16 protein-coding genes are annotated in these 18,876 nt (G+C 69.5%); all 16 read right to left on the bottom strand.

Annotation, left to right across the window (positions count from 1 at the left end):
* Positions 1-19 precede the first annotated feature (19 nt).
* The gene (locus tag U4Y91_RS23615; RefSeq protein WP_321807105.1) at positions 20-838 is read right to left on the bottom strand and encodes a MinD/ParA family protein; all 819 of its coding nucleotides are present in this window, start codon (positions 836-838) and stop codon (positions 20-22) included.
* Positions 831-2,612 carry a flagellar biosynthesis protein FlhF gene (gene flhF, locus U4Y91_RS23620; protein WP_321807106.1) on the bottom strand — a complete coding sequence of 594 codons (1,782 nt, stop codon included), beginning with the start codon at positions 2,610-2,612 and terminating at the stop codon, positions 831-833. Before flhF ends, U4Y91_RS23615 begins: the two co-directional genes overlap by 8 nt.
* Positions 2,609-4,711 (bottom strand): flagellar biosynthesis protein FlhA, encoded by a 2,103-nt coding sequence (gene flhA / locus U4Y91_RS23625; protein ID WP_321807107.1) that lies wholly within the window; start codon positions 4,709-4,711, stop codon positions 2,609-2,611. Before flhA ends, flhF begins: the two co-directional genes overlap by 4 nt.
* Positions 4,708-5,907 (bottom strand): flagellar biosynthesis protein FlhB, encoded by a 1,200-nt coding sequence (flhB, locus tag U4Y91_RS23630; protein ID WP_321807108.1) that lies wholly within the window; start codon positions 5,905-5,907, stop codon positions 4,708-4,710. The genes flhA and flhB overlap by 4 nt, the downstream gene beginning before the upstream one ends.
* Positions 5,908-6,498: 591 nt before the next feature.
* Positions 6,499-6,879 carry a DUF805 domain-containing protein gene (locus U4Y91_RS23635; protein WP_321807109.1) on the bottom strand — a complete coding sequence of 127 codons (381 nt, stop codon included), beginning with the start codon at positions 6,877-6,879 and terminating at the stop codon, positions 6,499-6,501.
* A 360-nt stretch (positions 6,880-7,239) separates the two neighbouring features.
* A complete protein-coding gene (locus U4Y91_RS23640; RefSeq protein ID WP_044846372.1) occupies positions 7,240-7,737 on the bottom strand; it encodes a VOC family protein in 498 nt (165 codons plus the stop codon).
* A gap of 145 nt (positions 7,738-7,882) precedes the next feature.
* Positions 7,883-9,139, bottom strand: a complete 1,257-nt coding sequence (locus U4Y91_RS23645; RefSeq protein ID WP_321807110.1) for a DUF3443 domain-containing protein — start codon at positions 9,137-9,139, stop codon at positions 7,883-7,885.
* 16 nt (positions 9,140-9,155) lie between these two features.
* Complete coding sequence (locus U4Y91_RS23650) at positions 9,156-9,659, bottom strand: DUF2844 domain-containing protein (protein WP_124486866.1); 504 nt, start codon at positions 9,657-9,659, stop codon at positions 9,156-9,158.
* A gap of 283 nt (positions 9,660-9,942) precedes the next feature.
* Positions 9,943-10,674 carry a protein phosphatase CheZ gene (cheZ, locus tag U4Y91_RS23655; protein ID WP_321807111.1) on the bottom strand — a complete coding sequence of 244 codons (732 nt, stop codon included), beginning with the start codon at positions 10,672-10,674 and terminating at the stop codon, positions 9,943-9,945.
* A 1-nt stretch (position 10,675) separates the two neighbouring features.
* Positions 10,676-11,071 (bottom strand): chemotaxis response regulator CheY, encoded by a 396-nt coding sequence (gene cheY, locus U4Y91_RS23660; RefSeq protein WP_006754880.1) that lies wholly within the window; start codon positions 11,069-11,071, stop codon positions 10,676-10,678.
* A 67-nt stretch (positions 11,072-11,138) separates the two neighbouring features.
* The gene (locus U4Y91_RS23665; RefSeq protein WP_321807112.1) at positions 11,139-12,230 is read right to left on the bottom strand and encodes a chemotaxis response regulator protein-glutamate methylesterase; all 1,092 of its coding nucleotides are present in this window, start codon (positions 12,228-12,230) and stop codon (positions 11,139-11,141) included.
* Positions 12,227-13,003, bottom strand: coding sequence for a chemoreceptor glutamine deamidase CheD (cheD, locus tag U4Y91_RS23670; RefSeq protein ID WP_321807113.1), 777 nt, complete (start codon positions 13,001-13,003; stop codon positions 12,227-12,229). The genes U4Y91_RS23665 and cheD overlap by 4 nt, the downstream gene beginning before the upstream one ends.
* Positions 13,000-14,013 carry a CheR family methyltransferase gene (locus U4Y91_RS23675; RefSeq protein ID WP_321807114.1) on the bottom strand — a complete coding sequence of 338 codons (1,014 nt, stop codon included), beginning with the start codon at positions 14,011-14,013 and terminating at the stop codon, positions 13,000-13,002. Before U4Y91_RS23675 ends, cheD begins: the two co-directional genes overlap by 4 nt.
* Before the next feature lie 3 nt (positions 14,014-14,016).
* Complete coding sequence (locus U4Y91_RS23680) at positions 14,017-15,981, bottom strand: methyl-accepting chemotaxis protein (protein ID WP_321807115.1); 1,965 nt, start codon at positions 15,979-15,981, stop codon at positions 14,017-14,019.
* Positions 15,982-16,018: 37 nt separating this feature from the next.
* On the bottom strand, positions 16,019-16,543 hold the full coding sequence (gene cheW / locus U4Y91_RS23685; RefSeq protein WP_321807116.1) for a chemotaxis protein CheW: 525 nt from the start codon (positions 16,541-16,543) through the stop codon (positions 16,019-16,021).
* A gap of 48 nt (positions 16,544-16,591) precedes the next feature.
* Positions 16,592-18,856 carry a chemotaxis protein CheA gene (cheA, locus tag U4Y91_RS23690; RefSeq protein ID WP_321807117.1) on the bottom strand — a complete coding sequence of 755 codons (2,265 nt, stop codon included), beginning with the start codon at positions 18,854-18,856 and terminating at the stop codon, positions 16,592-16,594.
* Positions 18,857-18,876: the final 20 nt, after the last annotated feature.

Consider the following 18,876-nt stretch of genomic DNA (forward strand, 5'->3'; position numbering starts at 1 on the left):
TCTCTCCTTGCGGTGGCGCTCACGCGGCGTGCGCCGCACCCGCCTCGTAAGACGGCTTGCCGCCCGCATGCACGGCGCGCCCCGCGCCCGCGCTCGGGCGCATCGGCCAGTACAGCAGGTCGGCGGCAATCTGCCGGTAATCGCGCGCGGCGGCCGACGACGGAAACGCGTCGACCGCGGTATGCATCAGGTCGCGCGCATGCTCGACGAGCGGATCGGCGTTCACGCAGCCGGCGTCGGCGATCGACACCGTCAGGTAGCGGCTCGCGACGCCCGCGAGGTTGTCGAATGCGGTCCTGGCGTCGGCGTGGCTGCCGACGTGATTGGTCAGCACGCGGAACTGCGCGACCGCGTGCGCGAAATGCAGGCGCTTCATGCACGCGTACGCCTCGGTGATCGCCTGCGCGGCGACCCGCGTGACGATCAGCACGTCGTGCGCCTCGCGCGCGAGCGCGGAGAACCCGCCGTCGGCACCGAGCTGCGCGTCGACCAGCACGATGTCGGCCTGGCCGTCGATGAAGTCGCTCAGCTGCGTGTCGCTGTAGCCGTCCCGCGCGAGCCGCGCGGCCGCGCACAGGCCGAAGCCGGCGGCGACGCGCGTGCGTTCGCCGTCGCGCAGCCAGGCGCCCGTGAGCGTCGCCGCGGCCGAGTGCACGTCGGCGCGCTCGTCGACGACGAGCACGTCCTTGCCGAGCGCGGTCAGCGCCGCCGCGATGTTCACGACGGTGGACGTGCAGCCGACGCCCGCCGGCCCGCCCGTCACCGTGACGATGCGCGACGCGCGCCCGGCCAGCAGGCGCCGCAGCCCTTCGGCCTGGTCGATGATCCGTTTATCCAAATCGCACCTCGTGCAGCTCGGCGGTGGAACGTGCGGTCAGTGCGGACAGCAGCGTCGGCATGTCTTCGTCTTGCGGCACGAAGGGCGAGCCGTCGCGCGGCACGCAGAACGCGCTCTTCAGCAGGAATTTGGTCGACGCGACGTACAGGTTCTCCGGCACCTTCTGGCCGGTCGACACGTAGTGGACCGGCAGCTTGTAGCGGATCACCGTGTCGAGCACGCCGCCGAGGTGGGTCGCCTCGTCGAGCTTGGTCAGGATGCAGCCGGCGAGATCGGGGTGTGCCGCGTGCGGATGGTCGGCCGCGCTGCGGTAGGCCTGGACGACCTCGTTGAGCGTGTCGCCGTGGCTCGTCGCGTTGAGCAGCAGCAGGCGCTGCACCGGCGCGTTCGCACCGTGCAGCATCGCGATCTGGTCGGACAGCGCGCGGTCGCGCTGGCTCATGCCGATCGTGTCGATCAGCACGATGTGCTTGTTGCGCAGCTCGGACAGCGCGAGCTCGAGATCGCCCGCATCCTTCACCGCGTGCACGGGGACGCCGAGGATCTTGCCGAAGATGCGCAGCTGCTCGTGGCCGCCGATCCGGTAGCTGTCGGTGGTCAGCAGCGCGACCTTGCTCGCGCCGAAGCGCATCACGCAGCGCGCGGCGAGCTTCGCGGTGGTGGTCGTCTTGCCGACGCCGGTCGGCCCCATCAGCGCGAACACGCCGCCGCGCTCCATCAGCGCGTCTTCGTTCCCGAGCACCGGCAGGTTCGCCGCGAGCACCGACTGCGCCCAGTCGGCGGCCTGCTCGAAGGTCTGCGCGCCGTCGCCGGACGGCAGGTTGTCGACCAGCATGCGCACCAGCTGCGCGGAGAAGCCGGCCGAGAACAGGTGCTTGGTCAGCGCGCCGTGCACCGGGCTGCGGCGCTGGCGGTCGTGCCACATCAGGCTGTCGAACTGCGCTTCCATCATCCCGCGCATCGCGCCGAGCTCGTGCATCACCGTGTCGTTGACGATGCTCTCGACGCGCGCCTTCACCGCGTCGGCCACCGCGGCGGCGGCCTCGGCGGACAGGCGCGGGCGTTCGGCCGGCTTCGCGGCGCTCGTTTCGCCCTGGCGGGCCGTCGCGGCAGCGGCGGACGGCATCCGGCGCTCGGCGTCGCGCACGATGTCGCGCGCCCAGGCGGCCGGCGTCGCGGGTGCGGCGTCGTGCTGCGTGCGGGCCGGCGCTTGCGGGGCGGCCGGGGCGGCCTGCGCGCGGGCGATCAGCGCTTCGCGCTGTTGGGTCAGGCGCTTCGCGTGCTCGACGAGCCACGGCGCGGGTTCGGACGATGCCGCCAGCGTGCCGGCAGCGGTGATCGGCGCAACCGGCGCAGCCGATGCCGCAGCCGTTGCGTGCGCGTCGGCATCTGCGTCGAAGGCGGTCGATTCCGCGGCCGGCTCCGTCGCTTCGGCGCGCGCGCCGAACACCGAAGAAAACACGTCCGGGAGCCCGCCCTCGCCTGCCGCATACGGATTGACGGTCGGGCGCGCGTGCGCGGCACCCGGGCGCGACACGATGCCCGGCACGGCTGCGGCCGGCACGGATTCCGGCGTGCGCGGCGCGAGGCTGCGCGCTCGGGCCGCGGCCGGCGGCGTGACCGCGGCGAGATCCGAATCGGCGAGCGCGACGATTTCGACACTGCCGTCATCGAGCGTGCGGTTCGACAGCACGACGGCGTCGGCACCCAGTGCCTCGCGCACGAGGCGAAGCGCGTCGCGGCTGGTCGCGCCGGTGAATTTGCGAATGTTCAAGCGGAACCCCCGATGACGTTAACGACTTTGATCGTGCGCGTATCCGGCACTTCGGCATACGACAGCACTTTCAGTTGCGGCAGGCTGCGGCGCAGGAAACGCGCGAGCATCGCGCGCAGCGCGTGCTGCACCAGCAGCACGGGCGGCAGCCCGAGATTCTGTTGACGCAGCATCGCTTGCTGCGTGCCGGTCAGAAGGTTGTGCGCGAGGCCGGGTTCGAGGCCCGGGTTCGCGCCGGTGGCGAGCGCCTGCGACAGCACGCGCTCGAGATTCGAATCGAGGCCCATCACCTGCATCTCGCCCGCGCCCGGATACCACTGCTGCGTGATCGCCCGGCCGAGCGACAGCCGCACCGCGGCGGTGATCTCGTACGCGTCGCCGCGGCCCGCGTGTTCGGACACGGCCTCGAGGATCGTGCGCATGTCGCGGATCGGCACGCCTTCCTCGAGCAGGTTCTGCAGCACTTTCTGCAGCGTCGTCAGCGAGATCGTCTTCGGCACGAGGTCCTCGACGAGCGACGGTGCATCCTTGCCGGTGCGCTCGACGAGCGACTGCACTTCCTGGCGGCCGAGCAGCTCGGCCGCGTGCTGCACGACCAGATGGTTCAGGTGGGTCGCGACGACCGTGCTCGCATCGACGACCGTGTAGCCGTACACCTGCGCCTGCTCGCGCATCGCGACGTCGATCCACACGGCCGGCAACCCGAACGCCGGGTCCTGCGTCGTGGCGCCCGGCAGCGCGGCCGTCACCTGGCCCGGGTTGATCGCGAGCCACTGGCCCGGGAACACTTCGCCCGTGCCGACCTCGACGCCCTTCAGCGCGATCCGGTATGCATTCGGCCGCAGCTCGAGGTTGTCGCGGATGTGGATCACCGGCGGCAGGAAGCCGATTTCCTGCGCGAATTTCTTGCGGATGCTCTTGATGCGCTTGAGCAGCTCGCCGTCGCTGTTCTTGTCGACGAGCGGGATCAGCCGGTAGCCGACTTCGAGGCCGAGCGGATCGATCAGCTGCACGTCGTCCCAGGTCGCCTCGTGGCTGTCGCCCGGCAGCGCGGCGGGCGGTGCGATCTCGGTCACGTCGCCGGCCGCCACGCGGGCCGCTGCGCGACGCGTCTGCGTGCGGGCCAGCCAGATCGCACCGCCGCCGAGGGCGAGGAACGCGACGTGCGGCATGCCCGGGATCAGTCCCATCAGCACGATGATCGCGCCGGTGATGTTGAGCACGCGCGGGTTGGTGAACAGCTGGCCGGTGATCTGCGTGCCGATGTCCTCGTCGGTCGCGACGCGCGACACGATCACGCCGGCCGCGGTCGAGATCACGAGCGACGGGATCTGCGCGACGAGGCCGTCGCCGATCGTCAGCAGCGTGTAGTTTGTGCCGGCCGCGGCGAAGCTCATGTCGTGCTGCACCATCCCGACGATCAGCCCGCCGATCACGTTGATCGCCATGATGATCAGGCCGGCGATCGCGTCGCCGCGCACGAACTTCGACGCGCCGTCCATCGACCCGTAGAACTCGGCTTCCTGCGACACGGCGAGGCGGCGCTTGCGCGCCTGTTCCTCGTTGATGAGGCCGGCGTTCAGGTCGGCGTCGATCGCCATCTGCTTGCCGGGCATCGCGTCGAGCGTGAAGCGCGCGGACACTTCGGCGATCCGCCCCGCACCCTTCGTGATCACCATGAAGTTGATTATCATCAGGATCACGAACACAACGATGCCGACCGCGAAGTTGCCGCCGACGAGGAAGTGGCCGAACGCCTCGATCACCTGGCCGGCGGCGTCCGGCCCCGTATGGCCTTCGAGCAGCACGACGCGCGTCGACGCGACGTTCAGCGACAGCCGCAACAGCGTCGAGAACAGCAGCACGCTCGGGAACGCCGCGAAGTCGAGCGGTTTCATCGTGTACATGCTGACGAGCAGCACCATCACCGACAGCGCGATGTTGAACGTGAACAGCAGATCCAGCAGCAGCGGCGGCAGCGGCAGGATCATCATCCCCAGGATCATGCAGATGAGGATCGGGCCCGCGAGCGAGCGCAGGTTGGTGCCCGCGAACGGGTTCGGGCGTTTGGCGAACAGGCCGGTGGTCGGGGTGCTCATGCTGCGTTCCCTTGCTTGCCGAGCGTGTCTTCGGCTTCTTCACGCTCGTCGTCGGCCGATACCGACGACCCCTTGTCGAGGTCGGCCGGCACGTCGAGATCGACCGGCGCGGCCGGGAACGCGCCGCCTTCCGAGCGGAAGCGCCGCAGCTGGTAGACCCACGCGAGCACCTCGGCGACGGCCGAGTACAGCGAGCCGGGAATCTCGCGTTCGAGTTCGACGTTGTGATACAGCGCACGCGCGAGCGGCGGCGCCTCGAGCAGCGGCACGTTGTGCTCGGCCGCGAGTTCGCGGATGCGCGCGGCGACGAGGTTCACGCCCTTCGCGACGACCTTCGGCGCGCGCATCTCGCCGTCCGTGTACTGCAGCGCGACGGCGAAGTGCGTCGGGTTCGTGACGACCACGTCGGCCTTCGGCACGGCGGCCATCATCCGGCGCCGCGCGATCGCGCGCTGCTGCTGGCGGATGCGGCCCTTCACGTGCGGATCGCCTTCGTTCTCGCGATGCTCGCGCTTCACTTCTTCCTTCGTCATGCGCAACTTCTTGTTGTACTGCCAGAGTTGGTAAGGCACATCGAGCGCGGCGACCACCAGCATCCCGGCGACCGTCGTGCCGCAGCACACGGCGACCAGATGCATCGCATCGGCGAGCGCCGAGCCGAGCGGCTGGGTCGCGAGGCCGAGCAGCTCGTCCTTGCTGCGCCAGATCGCAATCCCGCCGATCCCGCCGACGACGAGCGTCTTCGCGAGCGACATCCCGAGCTGGATCGGCCCCTGGATCGAGAAGATCCGGCCCAGGCCCGAGATCGGGTTCAGGCGGTCGAACTTCAGCTCGAAGGTCTTCTGCGAGATCAGCCAGCCGCCGAGCGCCATCGGCGCGAGCAGCGCGGCGAGGCCGGTGAGCGCGAGGATCGGCAGCAGCGCGGCGAGACCCTCGAGGCTTGCGCTGCCGGCCGCCGACAGCATCCGGTGCGTGTCGAACGCGGTGGCGCGGTCGAACGCGAATGCGCCACGCAGCATCGTCTGGAGGTGGGCGCCCGACGGACCCGCGAGCAGCCACGCGCCGTAGAACCCGGCCGCGAGCAGCGCGAACGAAGCCAGCTCGCGCGAACGCGCGACCTGCCCCTCCTCGCGCGCCTTCTCGCGACGCCTCGGAGTGGCGGCTTCGGTTCTGTCGAGATCGCTCTCGTCTGCCACGGGGCCTCCAGTCGGGTACGGCGAAATGCCGTTTTCCAGTGACACCGATTATTCATGCGCCCGTCAAACGCCGATCGGTCGAGCAAAGCCGGGAAAGGGGGGTATTTCGAGGAATCGGGCGAGCGGGGGCGGCGAGCAGCCGGCGGGTAGCCGGCGGGCGGGTGCGGCGCGCGGGGAGACGATGGAAACTGCGTTCGCGGGCGGGTGTGGTGGCGGGGTTGCTGGGTTGCGGGGTTGCGGGGTTGCTGGGTTGCGGGGTTGCGGGGTGGCGGGGTGGCGGGGTGGCGGGGTGGCGGGGTGGCGGGGTGGCGGGGTGGCGGGGTGGCGGGGTGGCGACGTGGCGACGTGGCGACGTGGCGACGTGGCGACGTGGCGACGTGGCGACGTGGCGACGTGGCGACGTGGCGACGTGGCGACGTGGTGGCGTAGTGGCGTAGTGGCGTGGATGAAGGTGTGAAGCGGGAAATGGGGAAACGGTGAAGCGTGGGATCCGCCAAGCCGCCAAGCGGCGAAGCGGCGAAGCAAGGCAGCCGCGAAGCGATCGTCGCCCCGCCCCGACACGACGGCGTCGCGCGTCGGGGCGGGCGGCGCTCAGATCGCCGGAATCGGATCCGAGCCGAAACGATTCGGGCCGTTGGTACCGCGCGAGCACATCCACACGAGCAGCAGAATCCCGCCGACGAGCGGAATGAGCGCGATCAGCAGGAACCAGCCCGAGCGGCCCGTATCGTGCAGGCGGCGGACGGTGACCGCGAGGCTCGGCAGCACCAGCGCGAGCGACACGACGGCCGCGACGATCATCAGCAGCAGCGAGATTGCGCTCGTGTCGCGCCCCACCATGGTGATCACCTGGCAGAGGATCGACACGACGCTCGTGAGCAACGCGAAATACCAGTATTCCGCGCGGCGCGCGCGGCCCTCGAATTTCGCGTATTGATTGAGTGCGGCACGAACGGCTTCACTGAAATTCATCTTATTGCCCTCATGTTTTATATCGATGCCCCCGGAAACAACGCGGGCATTATAAGTTTGAATTTCTTCGCATCGCATCTCCTTTCGCGTGCCGACCAGCTCGCGCGCCGGCTCTCGCATTACCGGAGCGGCCGCAGCGGCCGCATGCCGTATCGCCGACGCGCATGTCACGTCATTTTTATAATCGCGACGATCTGACGGAAATCGCAGCAAGATAATCCATGACTTGATTACACCAGCGTGAAACGTATCTCTATCGATAATCGAAACGATCGTTCCGCGCTGATTGACCGACCGGCCGGGAATATCGTCGGACGTCGCGTGCGCACGTCGAAAACGGCACGTCCCGGCCGGCGTTCGCTAGCCGGCCGCCGCCTGCTGCAGCGCGCCGAGATCGAGCTTCTTCATCTTCATCACCTGCGCCATCACGCGTTCGGCGCGTGCCGGGTCGCCCGCCATCAGTTCGGGCATCTGCACGGGCACCACCTGCCACGACACGCCGAAGCGGTCGCGCAGCCAGCCGCACTGCTGCGCGCGCTCGTCGCCGCCTTCGGCCAGGGCCGCCCAGTAGCGGTCGATCTCCTGCTGGTCGCGGCAGTTGACGACGAACGACACAGCCGGTGTGAGCGGGAACGCCGGGCCGCCGTTCAGCGCGAGAAACGCCTGCCCGTCCAGTTCGAACGACACCGTCATCACCGCGCCCTCCGCTTGGCCCGACGCCTGCGCGCCGGACTTGCCGTAACGGGCGACGTGCAGGATGCGCGCGTCGTCGAACACCGACACGTAGAAGCGGGCGGCCGCCTCGGCGTCGTGGTCGAACCACAGAAACGGCGTGATGCGTTGGATACGCTGGCTCATGGCGCTGTCTCCTCGATGTCGTGCCGGCACCGGTGCCGGTCTTATATCGTAGGCGCTGGCGCGGCGTTCCCCGGTAATCCGGGTTGAACCATAAAAAAAGGGGGCGATCGCTCGCCCCCTTCCTGCTGCTGCCGCTCGTGCGCGATCAGAACGCGACGTAAGGCTGCGCGCCGCCGGTCGCGGTCCGGTCCATCCCGAAGTAGATCGTCTTGCCGTAGAAGTGCGGCATGCCGAGATCGAGCCAGCCGGCCGCGCCGAACGGGCCGGCGATGTCGTTGAACGCGAACGTCGACGCATTCGCGAACAGCGAATCGGCATTCGCGACGGGCATCGACACGCCGCCCGACTTCCCGTTCTGGCCGGTCAGCGTCGCCGTATAGGTGGTCGTCGACGACGGGCAGTAGAACTGCGTGTTGGTCGAGCAGGCCTTCTGCGCCGAATCGTTGAAGAAGTACGCGTTCGAGCCCGTATCGAAGAACGCGGTCACGTTGCCGCCGAGGAACGTCGCGCTCACGTCGCCCGTCGTCGTCGACGTCAGCACCGTCGACGCCCCCAGCGCGTTGTTGCCCTGCGTGCCGATCCCGAACGTCAGCAGGCCCGTCGCGCTGCCCTGCCCGCTGCTCGAGATGTTCGGCATCTGCACGATCACGCCGTTGTTGTCGGTCGCGAAGCGATGGACCGGGTTGGCCACCTGCTGCGCGACCGGCACCAGCGTCACGGCGCAGCTCGCATTGCCGTTCGGGCACGCGTAGTAGTTGTTGGACGTCGCCGACGTCGACGTCGCGCAGCTCGTGCCGCAATCGACCGGCGCCGGCCCGATGCCGAGGATGCCGTTCGCACCGAGGTCGCTCGCCGTGTTGGCCGACGTCCTGGCGCCGTTGTTCGAGCACGAGCTCGGCACGTTGGTCGTGCCGAGATCGCCGATGATCTGCACCGGCAGCGAACCCGCCTGCTCGGTACCGATCGACAGGTCGACGGTACGCACCGAGCCCCACGTGAAGCTCGACACGAACTTGCCGCACTCGGCGACCGGCGCGCCGCCGCTCGTCGTCTGCGGCAGGTTGTTCAACACGCCCGACGACAGCGCGCTGCTGACCAGCCGCAGCCCGTACGACGCGGTGTCGACGAGCACGTTGTTGACCACCTGGCAGTTCGTCGTGCCCGGCACGCAGATCTTCACGTTGACGGTCGGGATGTTGATCACGTGCGCGACGCCGGTGCCGACCGTGATCACGGCCGTGTTCGCGGTATTGCCGTCCGATACGTTGGAGCCGCCGCCATTGCCGCCGCCGCTGCCGCTGCCGTTGTCATCGCCGCCGCCGCAGGCGGTCACGAGCATGGCCGTCACGGCCGCGACGCTCAGCAGCCCGAGCCAGCGCCTGAAGGTACGAGGAATTCTCAAGATCGCTCTCCCGCTGTCACTGGATGTCGTTGCCGGTCAGCCCGGCAGGCAGCGCCGCCGGCAGCCACGCCTGGCCCGCGAAGGCGCCCATGTGGCCGCCCGTGCGGATCACGAGGCCGCTCGTGTCGACGGACACGGGCGCGCGCCAGCCGCGCGCCGCATGCGCGGCCTGGACGCCGGCGGTGTACTGCGGGAAATAGCTGCCGAGCAGCGACTCGAGGTCCGGCATGCTCGGCCCGCGCCAGGCGAGGCCGAACACGGTGCCGGCCGCGCTCGCGTATTCGTGGATGACGGTGCCCGATCCGAGCGTGATCTCGCGGACGGTGTAGGCGGCCGCGCTCGCCTGAGCGCCGTCGGCGGAGCGCATCGCGCGCTGCAGCGCGCGCACCGTGGCGGCGTGATCGTCCGCCGGCGGCGACATCGGTGCGCCGCCCAGTTCGGCCTGTGCGTGGACGGCCCACAGCACACCCATTGCAGCCGTCGCGTGCGCGGCGGCCCAGCCCAAGCGTTTCAGCTTCACGTTCCCCCCCAAAGGGACTGGCTTCGTTGCCGGCGGTGCCGCCATCAGTCGCGGCGCCGCGGGCCAACAAATCAAAGTCTTAAGATTGACGCTTCGTTGCTGCTGATGCGTAGTATGCCTGCGGAGTGTGTCGGAGTGTCAATTCGACGATGCATGACGCGGCGCAGCATGACGCGCGGCACGACCCGCGCGCGGGGGACTCGGCGGGAGAGGCAGGGTGAAAGCCACGCGCACCGGGCGCTCCGCGAACGGGAGCGGCCCGGTGGCGTGCGGTGCGGCACGGTCAGAAGCCGAGACTCGCGAGCAGGTCGTCGACCTGCGCCTGGTCCTGCACGACGTCGGACTTGCCTTCCGGTGCGATCTGCGGCCCGTTCAGCAGCGACTCGGGGCTGCCGGTCGCGCTGATCTGCTCGGCCGCGAGCGCGGCCGCGGTCGCCGCGAACTGCTCGCGCCGCTCGGGCGCGATGTTCTCGACGAGCACGGTGAGCAGCTGCTGCTCGATCAGATAGACCATGTCCATGATCTTCTTGATCACCTGCCCGGTCAGATCCTGGAAATCCTGCGCGAGCATGATCTCGAGCAGCTGCGCGCTGGTCGCGGACGTCGCTTCGGGCAGCGCGCGCAGGAACGTGCGCGTGTCGTCCATCAGCTCGCGCACTTCCGCATGCTCGATCGGCGTCGCGTACCACTGCGCCCAGCGCGCGTCGAGCGCCTCGGCCTCGTTCTGGATGCGCGCCTGCACCGGCTTCGCGACCTCGATCGCGTTCAGCACGCGCTCGGCCGCCTGCTCGGTCATCGTCGCCACGTAGCGCAGCCGGTCGCGTGCATCGGGCACGGCTTCCGCCGCGCGCTCGACATGCTTGTCGAGCCCGAGCTCGCGCATCGAATCGCGCAGCGCGCGCGTGACGTGGCCGATGCGCGCGAGGATCCGGTCGCTCGCGTAATCGGCGCCTTCGGCGTGACCGTCGGCGCTGAACGCAGCGCCGGCGAGCGCCGCATGGATCGGCTCGTTCACGTCAGCTCCCGGCCTTGGCCATCTTGTCGATGATCTTGTTCAGCTTCTCGTCGAGCGTCGCGGCCGTGAACGGTTTCACGACGTAGCCGCTCGCGCCGGCCTGCGCGGCCGCGATGATGTTCTCCTTCTTCGACTCGGCCGTGACCATCAGCACCGGCAGATGCGTGAGCGTCGCGTCCGCGCGGATTTCCTTCAGCATCGCGAGGCCGTCGAGGTTCGGCATGTTCCAGTCCGAGATCACGAAGTCGAAGCCGCCGCCGCGCAACCGCGCGAGGCCGGCCGCGCCGTCCTCGGCTTCGTCGACGTTCGTGTAGCCCAATTCCTTGAGCAGGTTGCGGACGATCCGGCGCATCGTCGGGAAATCGTCCACCACCAGGATTTTCATGCTCTTGTCCATCGTCGTTCCTTTGCAGATTCGTTACCGTCGGGGCCCGCGGCTTCGCACGTGCCCCGTGACATTTCATTCAGACGCGTTGCACGCGGTCACCCATCGTCGCCAGCCGCGCCATCACGCGCCGGCTCATTTCCGCAAGCGGCGCGACCTCGTCCGCACCGCCGAGCGCGATTGCCTCGCGCGGCATCCCGAACACGATGCAGCTCGCCTCGTCCTGCGCGAACGTGTGGGCGCCCGCGCGCTTCATGTCCAGCAGGCCGGCCGCGCCGTCGCGGCCCATCCCCGTGAGGATCACGCCGATCGCGTTCTTGCCCGCGTGCTGCGCCGCCGAGCGGAACAGCACGTCGACCGACGGCCGGTGGCGGTTCACCGGCGGCTCGTCGGACAGCTGCGCGATGTAGTTCGCGCCGCTACGCGCGAGCAGCAGGTGCGCATGGCCCGGCGCGATGTACGCATGGCCCGGCAGCACGCGCTCGCCGTGCTCGGCTTCCTTCACCGCGATCCGGCACAGGCCGTTCAGCCGCTGCGCGAAGGACTTCGTGAAGCCGGGCGGCATGTGCTGCGCGATCAGCACCGCCGGCGCATCCGGCGGCAGCGGCGTCAGCACCTCGCGGATCGCCTCGGTGCCGCCCGTCGATGCGCCGATGATGATCAGCTTCTCGGTACTGACGAGCGGGTTGTTGATCATCGGCGCGGCCGGCTGGCCGCTCACGGTGCGCGCCGCGGCCTGCGGCTGCGGCGCCTGGCGCACGCGGGCGCGCGACGCCGCGCGGATCTTGTCCGCGAGCTTTTCCGCGTAGTCGAGCATGCCGTCGCGGATCCCGACGCGCGGCTTCGTGACGAAATCCACCGCGCCGAGTTCGAGCGCGCGCAGCGTGATCTCGGAGCCGCGCTCGGTCAGCGACGACACCATCACGACCGGCATCGGCCGCAGGCGCATCAGCTTCTCGAGGAAGTCGAGCCCGTCCATGCGCGGCATTTCGACGTCCAGCGTCAGGACGTCCGGGTTGTGCTGCTTGATGAGATCGCGTGCGACGAGCGGATCGGGCGCGGTCGCGCACACCGTCATGTCGGGCTGGCTGTTGATGATCTCCGTCATCAGGCTGCGGATCAGCGCCGAATCGTCGACGCACAACACTTTGATCTTCTGCACTGCGGTCATGCCTCCTGCTTTCTCGAATGGTTGGCCGCGTACGGGCTGGCGGTGTTCGGGCTGGCGGCGTTCGGGCTGCCGGCCTTCGCGTTCGCCGGCTGCGCGCCTGCGCCACCGCGTGCGCCGAACAGCTCGATGCGCGGGCGTGCCGGCGGCGGCGCGGCCGGCCGCTTCGCCGCGAACAGCTCGACGTGCGCGCGCGTCCGGGCGGCGTGCACGCGGTCGGCCTCGCGCGCCAGCGCGGCTTCGCGCTCGGTCACGCCCGGCACCTGCAGCCGCAGCTTCTTCACCATCGCGCGGCCGCTGCGCGGCATGAACGCGACCTTGCGCGGGTGCACGCCCTGCAGGTCCTCCGCGGTGATGCGGATGCGCTCGAGCGCCAGATAACGGCGCACGAAATCCGCGTTGCGGTCGCCGATGTTGATGGTCGTCATCCCCGCCAGCACGGCCGCGCCGCCGAACACCTTCGCCTCGATGCGCTCGCGGCGCCCGCCGGCCTTGATCAGTTCGTTGATCAGCACTTCCATCGCGTACGCGCCGTAGCGCATCGACTCCGATGCGGCTGCGCCGGCGTCGGCGCCGTCGTCGGGCAGCATGAAGTGATTCATCCCGCCGATGCCCGCGATCGGGTCGTGCAGGCACGCGGCGACGCACGAGCCGAGCACGGTCATCAGCACCATGTCCTCGGACGTCGTGTAGAACTCGTTCGGCAGCAGCTTCACGCCGGGGCGTTCGAAGTGGTTGTCGAAGTAACGATTGGTGGCGATCGGCAGCGCGCTCATCCGCGTTCTCCGTAAGCGGGCGCGGCGCCCGCGGCACGCGCATGGGCGCGCGGCGGCACCGCCGCGGCCGGCGCCGCGCCGCGCGGACGCAGGCCCGGCGCGGCATCGTGCCCCAAGGGCACTTCCTTCGGGGCGCGCGTCAGTTCGTACACCGTCTGCCCGCGCAACCGGAACGCCTGCGAGACGTAGGTGAAATTCTCCGAATGCCCGGCGAACAGCAGCCCGCCCGGCTTCACGAGCGGCTCGAAGCGCGACAGCACCTGCCCCTGCGTCGGCTTGTCGAAATAGATCATCACGTTGCGGCAGAAGATCGCGTCGAACGGCTTCGCGATCCCGTAGTCGGCATCGGTCAGGTTCAGCTGCTCGAAGCGGATCATCGCGCGCAGCTCCGGGCGCACCTTCACGCGGCCGGCCTGCGCGCCGGTGCCCTTCAGGAAGAAGCGCTTGAGCCGCTCCGGGCTCAGGTGCTTGACCTGATCGTACGTATAGATGCCGGCCTCGGCCTTCGCGAGCACCTGCGTGTCGAGGTCGGTCGCGAGGATCGATGCGCCGCGCGCGGCCGATTCGCCGAGCGCCTCGATCAGCGTGATCGCGATCGAGTAAGGCTCCTCGCCGGTCGACGCCGCCGAGCACCACACCGACACGGGCGCCGCGCGCCCCTTCACGAAGTCGGCCAGGATCGGGAAATGGTGCGACTCGCGGAAGAACGCGGTCAGGTTCGTCGTCAGCGCGTTGGTGAACGCCTCCCACTCGAGCGGATCGCCCTCCTGCTCGAGCAGGTCGAGGTAGTCGCGGAACGTGTCGAGGCCGCGGGCGCGCAGCCGGCGCGCGAGCCGGCTGTACGCCATGTCGCGCTTGTGCTCGGACAGCGAGATGCCCGCGCGTTGATGAATCAGCGCGCGGATGCGTGCGAAATCCGCGCCAGTGAACGCGAAGTCGCGCCCCGGCTCGCCCGCGCGGGGCGAGGCATCCGGTGCATCGGGTCGAAACGGTGCGCGCGCGGACGGCATGGCTTAGAAGGTCTCCCAGTCGTCATCGGACGTGCCGGCCGCGGCCAGCGCCGGCTTCTCGCCGCTCAGCGCCGGACGCACCAGCGCGGGCTTGGCGGCCGGCTTGTGCACCGGTGCGGCGGCCGCCTTCGCGAGACGCGGGCCGTAGCCGCCCGCGGCCGGCGCTTCCTTCGCTACGCGTGCGGCGGCGTCCGACGCACGCTTCGTTTCGTGGCTCGCGACCGGTGCCGATGCATGCGACGTATGCGACGCGGGTGCAGGCGACGCGCGGCGCGCCGGCTGAACGGCCGCCTGCGGTGCCGGCAGTGCGGCCGGCGCGGCTTCGTGGCGGCGTTCCGACGGCGACGCCAGCGCCGGCGCCGGTGCGTATGCGGCCGGGCGTGCGGCGCCGCGCGCCGGCGCGAGCGCGATGCCGCCCGCGACGCGCCACGCCGACACGACCGCCTTCATCTGGCGCGTCTGCTCCTCGAGCGACGCGGCGGCCGCCGCGGCCTGCTCGACGAGCGCCGCGTTCTGCTGCGTGACGGAATCCATCTGGCCGACCGCACGATTGACCTGCTCGATGCCGGTCGACTGCTCGTCCGACGCGGCGCTGATCTCGCCCATGATGTCGGTCACGCGGCGCACGGCCTGCACGATCTCGTCCATCGTCGAGCCGGCCCGCGCGACGAGCGCCGACCCGCTGTCGACCTTCTCGGCCGAATCGCCGATCAGCTGCTTGATTTCCTTCGCGGCGCTCGCGCTGCGCTGCGCCAGCGAGCGCACCTCGCCCGCGACCACCGCGAAGCCGCGGCCCTGCTCGCCCGCGCGCGCGGCTTCGACCGCCGCGTTCAGCGCGAGGATGTTGGTCTGGAACGCGATGCCTTCGATCGTGCCGATGATGTCGACGACCTTGCCCGAGCTGGCCGCGATGTCCTGCATCGTCGACACGACCTGGCCGACCACGTCGCCGCCCTGCGTCGCGATGTCGGACGCGTTCACCGCGAGCTGGCTCGCCTGCCGCGCGTTCTCCGCGTTCTGCCGCACGGTGCCGGTCAGCTGCTCCATGCTCGATGCGGTTTCCTGCAGCGACGCGGCCTGCTCCTCGGTGCGCTGCGACAGGTCGGTGTTGCCGGTCGAGATCTCGCGCGCGCCGACGTCGATCGATTCGGTGCCGCGATGCACGGACTGCACCATCGTCGTCACGGCGTCCTGCATCCGCTTGATGCCGCCGAACAGGCGGCCGATCTCGTTGCTGCTGATCACGTTCACCGGCTGCGTGAGGTCGCCGCCGGCGATCCGCTCGAAGTGCGCGATCGCGTCCTCGAGCGGCTTCACGATCAGCCCGCGCAGCGCGAAGCGGATCGCGATCACGACGACGAACGCGATCGCGATGCCGGCCGCGATCAGGCCGATCATCAGCGAGATCTGCGACTGCGTCGCGGTCTGGCGTTCCTCCGCGCGCTTCTGCAGCGACGCGACCACGGCCGATGCCGCCTGGTCGTACGCGACGAACATCGGGCTGATCTTCGTGTCGGCGACCGCGTGATACGCGGCCATGTCGCCCGCGCGCGCGGCCGCGAACTCGGGCTCGACGCCTTCCTTCACGATCGTCGTATAGCGTGCGGTGAGCTCGTCGACGAGCGCCTGCTCGACGCCGAGCTTCGGCGTGGCCTGGAACGCCTGCCAGTTCTGGTTCGACTTCGCGTACAGCTCCTGCGCGCGGTCGAGCACCTTGCTCGCGTCGGCCGTGTTGCCGGCCTCGGTCAGCGAGCGGAAGCGGTCGAGCGACACGCGTGCGCGCAGCAGGTACGACGACGTGTCGTCGAGCGTGTGAATCGCCGGCAAGTCGACGTGCGCAATCTCGTCGAGCGAGCGGCTCGCGCGATCGAGCGCGTAGAGGCCGAGCCCGCCGACCGCGGCGGCCAGGCACACGAGGATGAGTCCGACGGCCGTGAGCGTCGTGCGGATCGACCAGTTATGCAACATTGCAGATTCTCCCGAAATTGCTGCGCGCGCGGCGCGCTTACCCGCCGAGCGTCTCGATCAGCGCCATTTCCCGGCTCGACATCAGCTTCTCGATGTCCATCAGGATCAGCATCCGGCCGTCGACCGTGCCGAGGCCCGTGAGGTACTCGGTCGTGAGCGTCGCGCCGAATTCCGGCGCCGGCATGATCTGGTCGGTCTGCAGCGTCAGCACGTCCGACACGCCGTCGACCACCATCCCGACCACGCGGTTCGACACGTTCAGGATGATCACCACCGTCTGGTGGTCGTACTCGACGCGGCCGAGATGGAACTTGATCCGCATGTCGACGATCGGCACGATGATCCCGCGCAGGTTGATCACGCCCTTGATGAAGTCCGGCGCGTTCGCGATGCGCGTGACGCTGTCGTAGCCGCGGATTTCCTGCACCTTCAGGATGTCGATCCCGTACTCCTCGTCGCCGAGCGTGAAGACGAGGAATTCCTGGCCCGTCGCATCACCCTGCACGGCGTCGCGGCGGCCGGGGGTCGCATTGGCCGCGTTCGCCGCGGCCGGATTGATCATTTGGACTTCAGCGGACACGTTTGCCCCCAATCGGTTGAATGGCGAGAGTCAGAAAATGGCGAGCTCGGCGCCGGCTCGGGCGCCGTGCGTCGCACGGGTTTCGCGGTTCAGCGCCGCGACGTCGACGATCAGCGCGACACTGCCGTCGCCGAGAATGGTCGCCGCCGAGATGCCGTGCACCTTGCGGTAGTTGGTTTCGAGGTTCTTCACGACCACCTGCTGCTGGCCGACCAGCTCGTCGATCAGCATCGCGAAGCGGCGCCCCTCGGTTTCCATGATCGTGACGATCCCCTGGGTCGGATCGGTGCGCGCGTCCTCGACCGAGAACACCTCGTGCAGCGCGACGAGCGGCAGGTATTCGCCGCGCACGCGCACCACGCGCTCGCCGTTGCCGACCGTGTAGATGTCGTCGTTCGACGGCTGCAGCGACTCCATCACGAAGTTCAGCGGCAGGATGAAGATCTCGCTGCCGACCTTCACCGACATCCCGTCGAGGATCGCCAGCGTGAGCGGCAGCACGATCCGCGTGGTCGTGCCGCGACCGGCCTGCGACGTGATCTCGACGTGGCCGCCCATCGACTGGATGTTGCGCTTCACGACGTCCATCCCGACGCCGCGGCCCGACACGTCGGTCACGGTCTCGGCGGTCGAGAAGCCCGGCGCGAAGATCAGCTGCCAGACTTCGTCGTCACTGATGTTTTCGGAAATCTGCATGCCCTGCTTCGCGGCCTTCGCGAGGATCCGCTCGCGGTTCAGGCCCGCGCCGTCGTCGCTGACCTCGATCACGATGTTGCCGCCGTGATGCGCGGCCGACAGCACGAGCTGGCCGACGCCGTCCTTGCCGGCGGCGACGCGCTTGTCGACCGTCTCGATCCCGTGATCGAGGCTGTTGCGCACGAGGTGCGTGAGCGGGTCGATGATCCGCTCGATCAGGCTCTTGTCGAGCTCGGTCGCCTGGCCGAACGTGACCAGTTCGACCTGCTTGCCGAGCTTGCCGGCGAGGTCGCGCACGAGCCGCGGGAAGCGGCTGAACACGTAGTCCATCGGCATCATGCGGATCGACATCACCGCTTCCTGCAGGTCGCGCGCATTGCGCTCGAGCTGCGCCATCCCGTTGAACAGGCGGTCGTGCAGCGCCGGATCGAACGCGCTCGCGGTTTCCGCGAGCATCGCCTGCGTGATCACGAGCTCGCCGACGAGGTTGATCAGCTGGTCGACCTTCTCGACGCCGACGCGGATCGAGCTGCCTTCGGCGCCCGCTGCGGCGGCGGCCGGGCGCGGACGCTTGTCGTCGTGGTGCGCGGCAGCCTGGGCAGCCTGCGCGGCGGGTTCGGCGTGCGGTTGCGATGCCTGTTGCGATGCCTGTTGCGGCGCCGGTTGCGCGGCGGCGCTCGGCTGCGCTTGCGGTGCGGCGGCGGCCGGGGCGGAACCGGCGGCTTGCGCGAACACCTCGACCCGCGCGGCCGGTACCGGCGCGGCGACCGGTTCGACGACGACCGGTTCGACGGCGGCCGGCGTGGCGGCAGGCGCCGCCAGTGCGGCCGGCGCGGTGCCGCGCGCGATGCGGATCTGGCTGTCGTCGATCACGAAGCAGCACACGGCGACGATATCGTCGGACGGCACGTCCGATTCGAGCCACAGCGTCAGGTCGGCGCCCGCTTCCTCGCGGCCGACGATCCGGCCGAGATTGCCGAGTTCCTCGGTGAGCAGCGCCTGGTCCTTCGCGTCGACGCCGACGAGCGTGATCTTCAGGTGCGGGCCGTCCGTGCCGGCGGCGGCCGCCGGATGCGCGGCCGCGACCGCCTGTTCGACCACGTGATCGGGCGCACGGTCGCTGGCGGTGACGGTCGGTGCCACAGCCGGTACCGGTGCAGTCTCCACGGCAGGCGCGGCAGACGCGACGTCCACGGGCGCACCCGCGCCGCTCTCGGCCTTCAGGCGTTCGAGCTTCGCGCAGATCGTCGCGGCAGCCGCCGCGTCCGGTTCCGCGCTCGCGCGATAGTCGACCAGCTGGTCGGACAGCACGTCCTTGGTCTCGAGGAACGCGTCGACCATTTCCTTGGTCAGCGTCAGCTCATGGTTGCGCGCGCGGTCGAGCAGCGACTCGAGGATGTGGGTCGTCTCGGTCAGCGCGGAAAAGCCGAACGTCGCCGCGCCGCCCTTGATCGAATGCGCGGCGCGGAAGATCGCGGCCAGGTCCTCGGGGTCCGGCGAGCCGACGTCGAGGTTCAACAGCAGTTGCTCCATCTGCGCGAGCAACTCGTCCGCTTCGTCGAAAAAAGTCTGGTAGAACTGCGTGATGTCGAGAGTCATGCCCGGTCACCGGTTGGATT

Source organism: Burkholderia sp. BCC1993, assembly GCF_905339865.1.
Taxonomy (GTDB): Bacteria; Pseudomonadota; Gammaproteobacteria; order Burkholderiales; family Burkholderiaceae; genus Burkholderia.

Excerpts from the sequence above, each read along its gene's own strand:
- flhA (WP_321807107.1), bottom strand. The coding sequence starts at position 4,711 with ATGAGCACCCCGACCACCGGCCTGTTCGCCAAACGCCCGAACCCGTTC.
- U4Y91_RS23635 (WP_321807109.1), bottom strand. The coding sequence starts at position 6,879 with ATGAATTTCAGTGAAGCCGTTCGTGCCGCACTCAATCAATACGCGAAA.
- U4Y91_RS23640 (WP_044846372.1), bottom strand. The coding sequence starts at position 7,737 with ATGAGCCAGCGTATCCAACGCATCACGCCGTTTCTGTGGTTCGACCAC.
- cheY (WP_006754880.1), bottom strand. The coding sequence starts at position 11,071 with ATGGACAAGAGCATGAAAATCCTGGTGGTGGACGATTTCCCGACGATG.
- U4Y91_RS23665 (WP_321807112.1), bottom strand. The coding sequence starts at position 12,230 with ATGACCGCAGTGCAGAAGATCAAAGTGTTGTGCGTCGACGATTCGGCG.
- cheD (WP_321807113.1), bottom strand. The coding sequence starts at position 13,003 with ATGAGCGCGCTGCCGATCGCCACCAATCGTTACTTCGACAACCACTTC.
- U4Y91_RS23675 (WP_321807114.1), bottom strand. The coding sequence starts at position 14,013 with ATGCCGTCCGCGCGCGCACCGTTTCGACCCGATGCACCGGATGCCTCG.
- U4Y91_RS23680 (WP_321807115.1), bottom strand. The coding sequence starts at position 15,981 with ATGTTGCATAACTGGTCGATCCGCACGACGCTCACGGCCGTCGGACTC.
- cheW (WP_321807116.1), bottom strand. The coding sequence starts at position 16,543 with ATGATCAATCCGGCCGCGGCGAACGCGGCCAATGCGACCCCCGGCCGC.
- cheA (WP_321807117.1), bottom strand. The coding sequence starts at position 18,856 with ATGACTCTCGACATCACGCAGTTCTACCAGACTTTTTTCGACGAAGCG.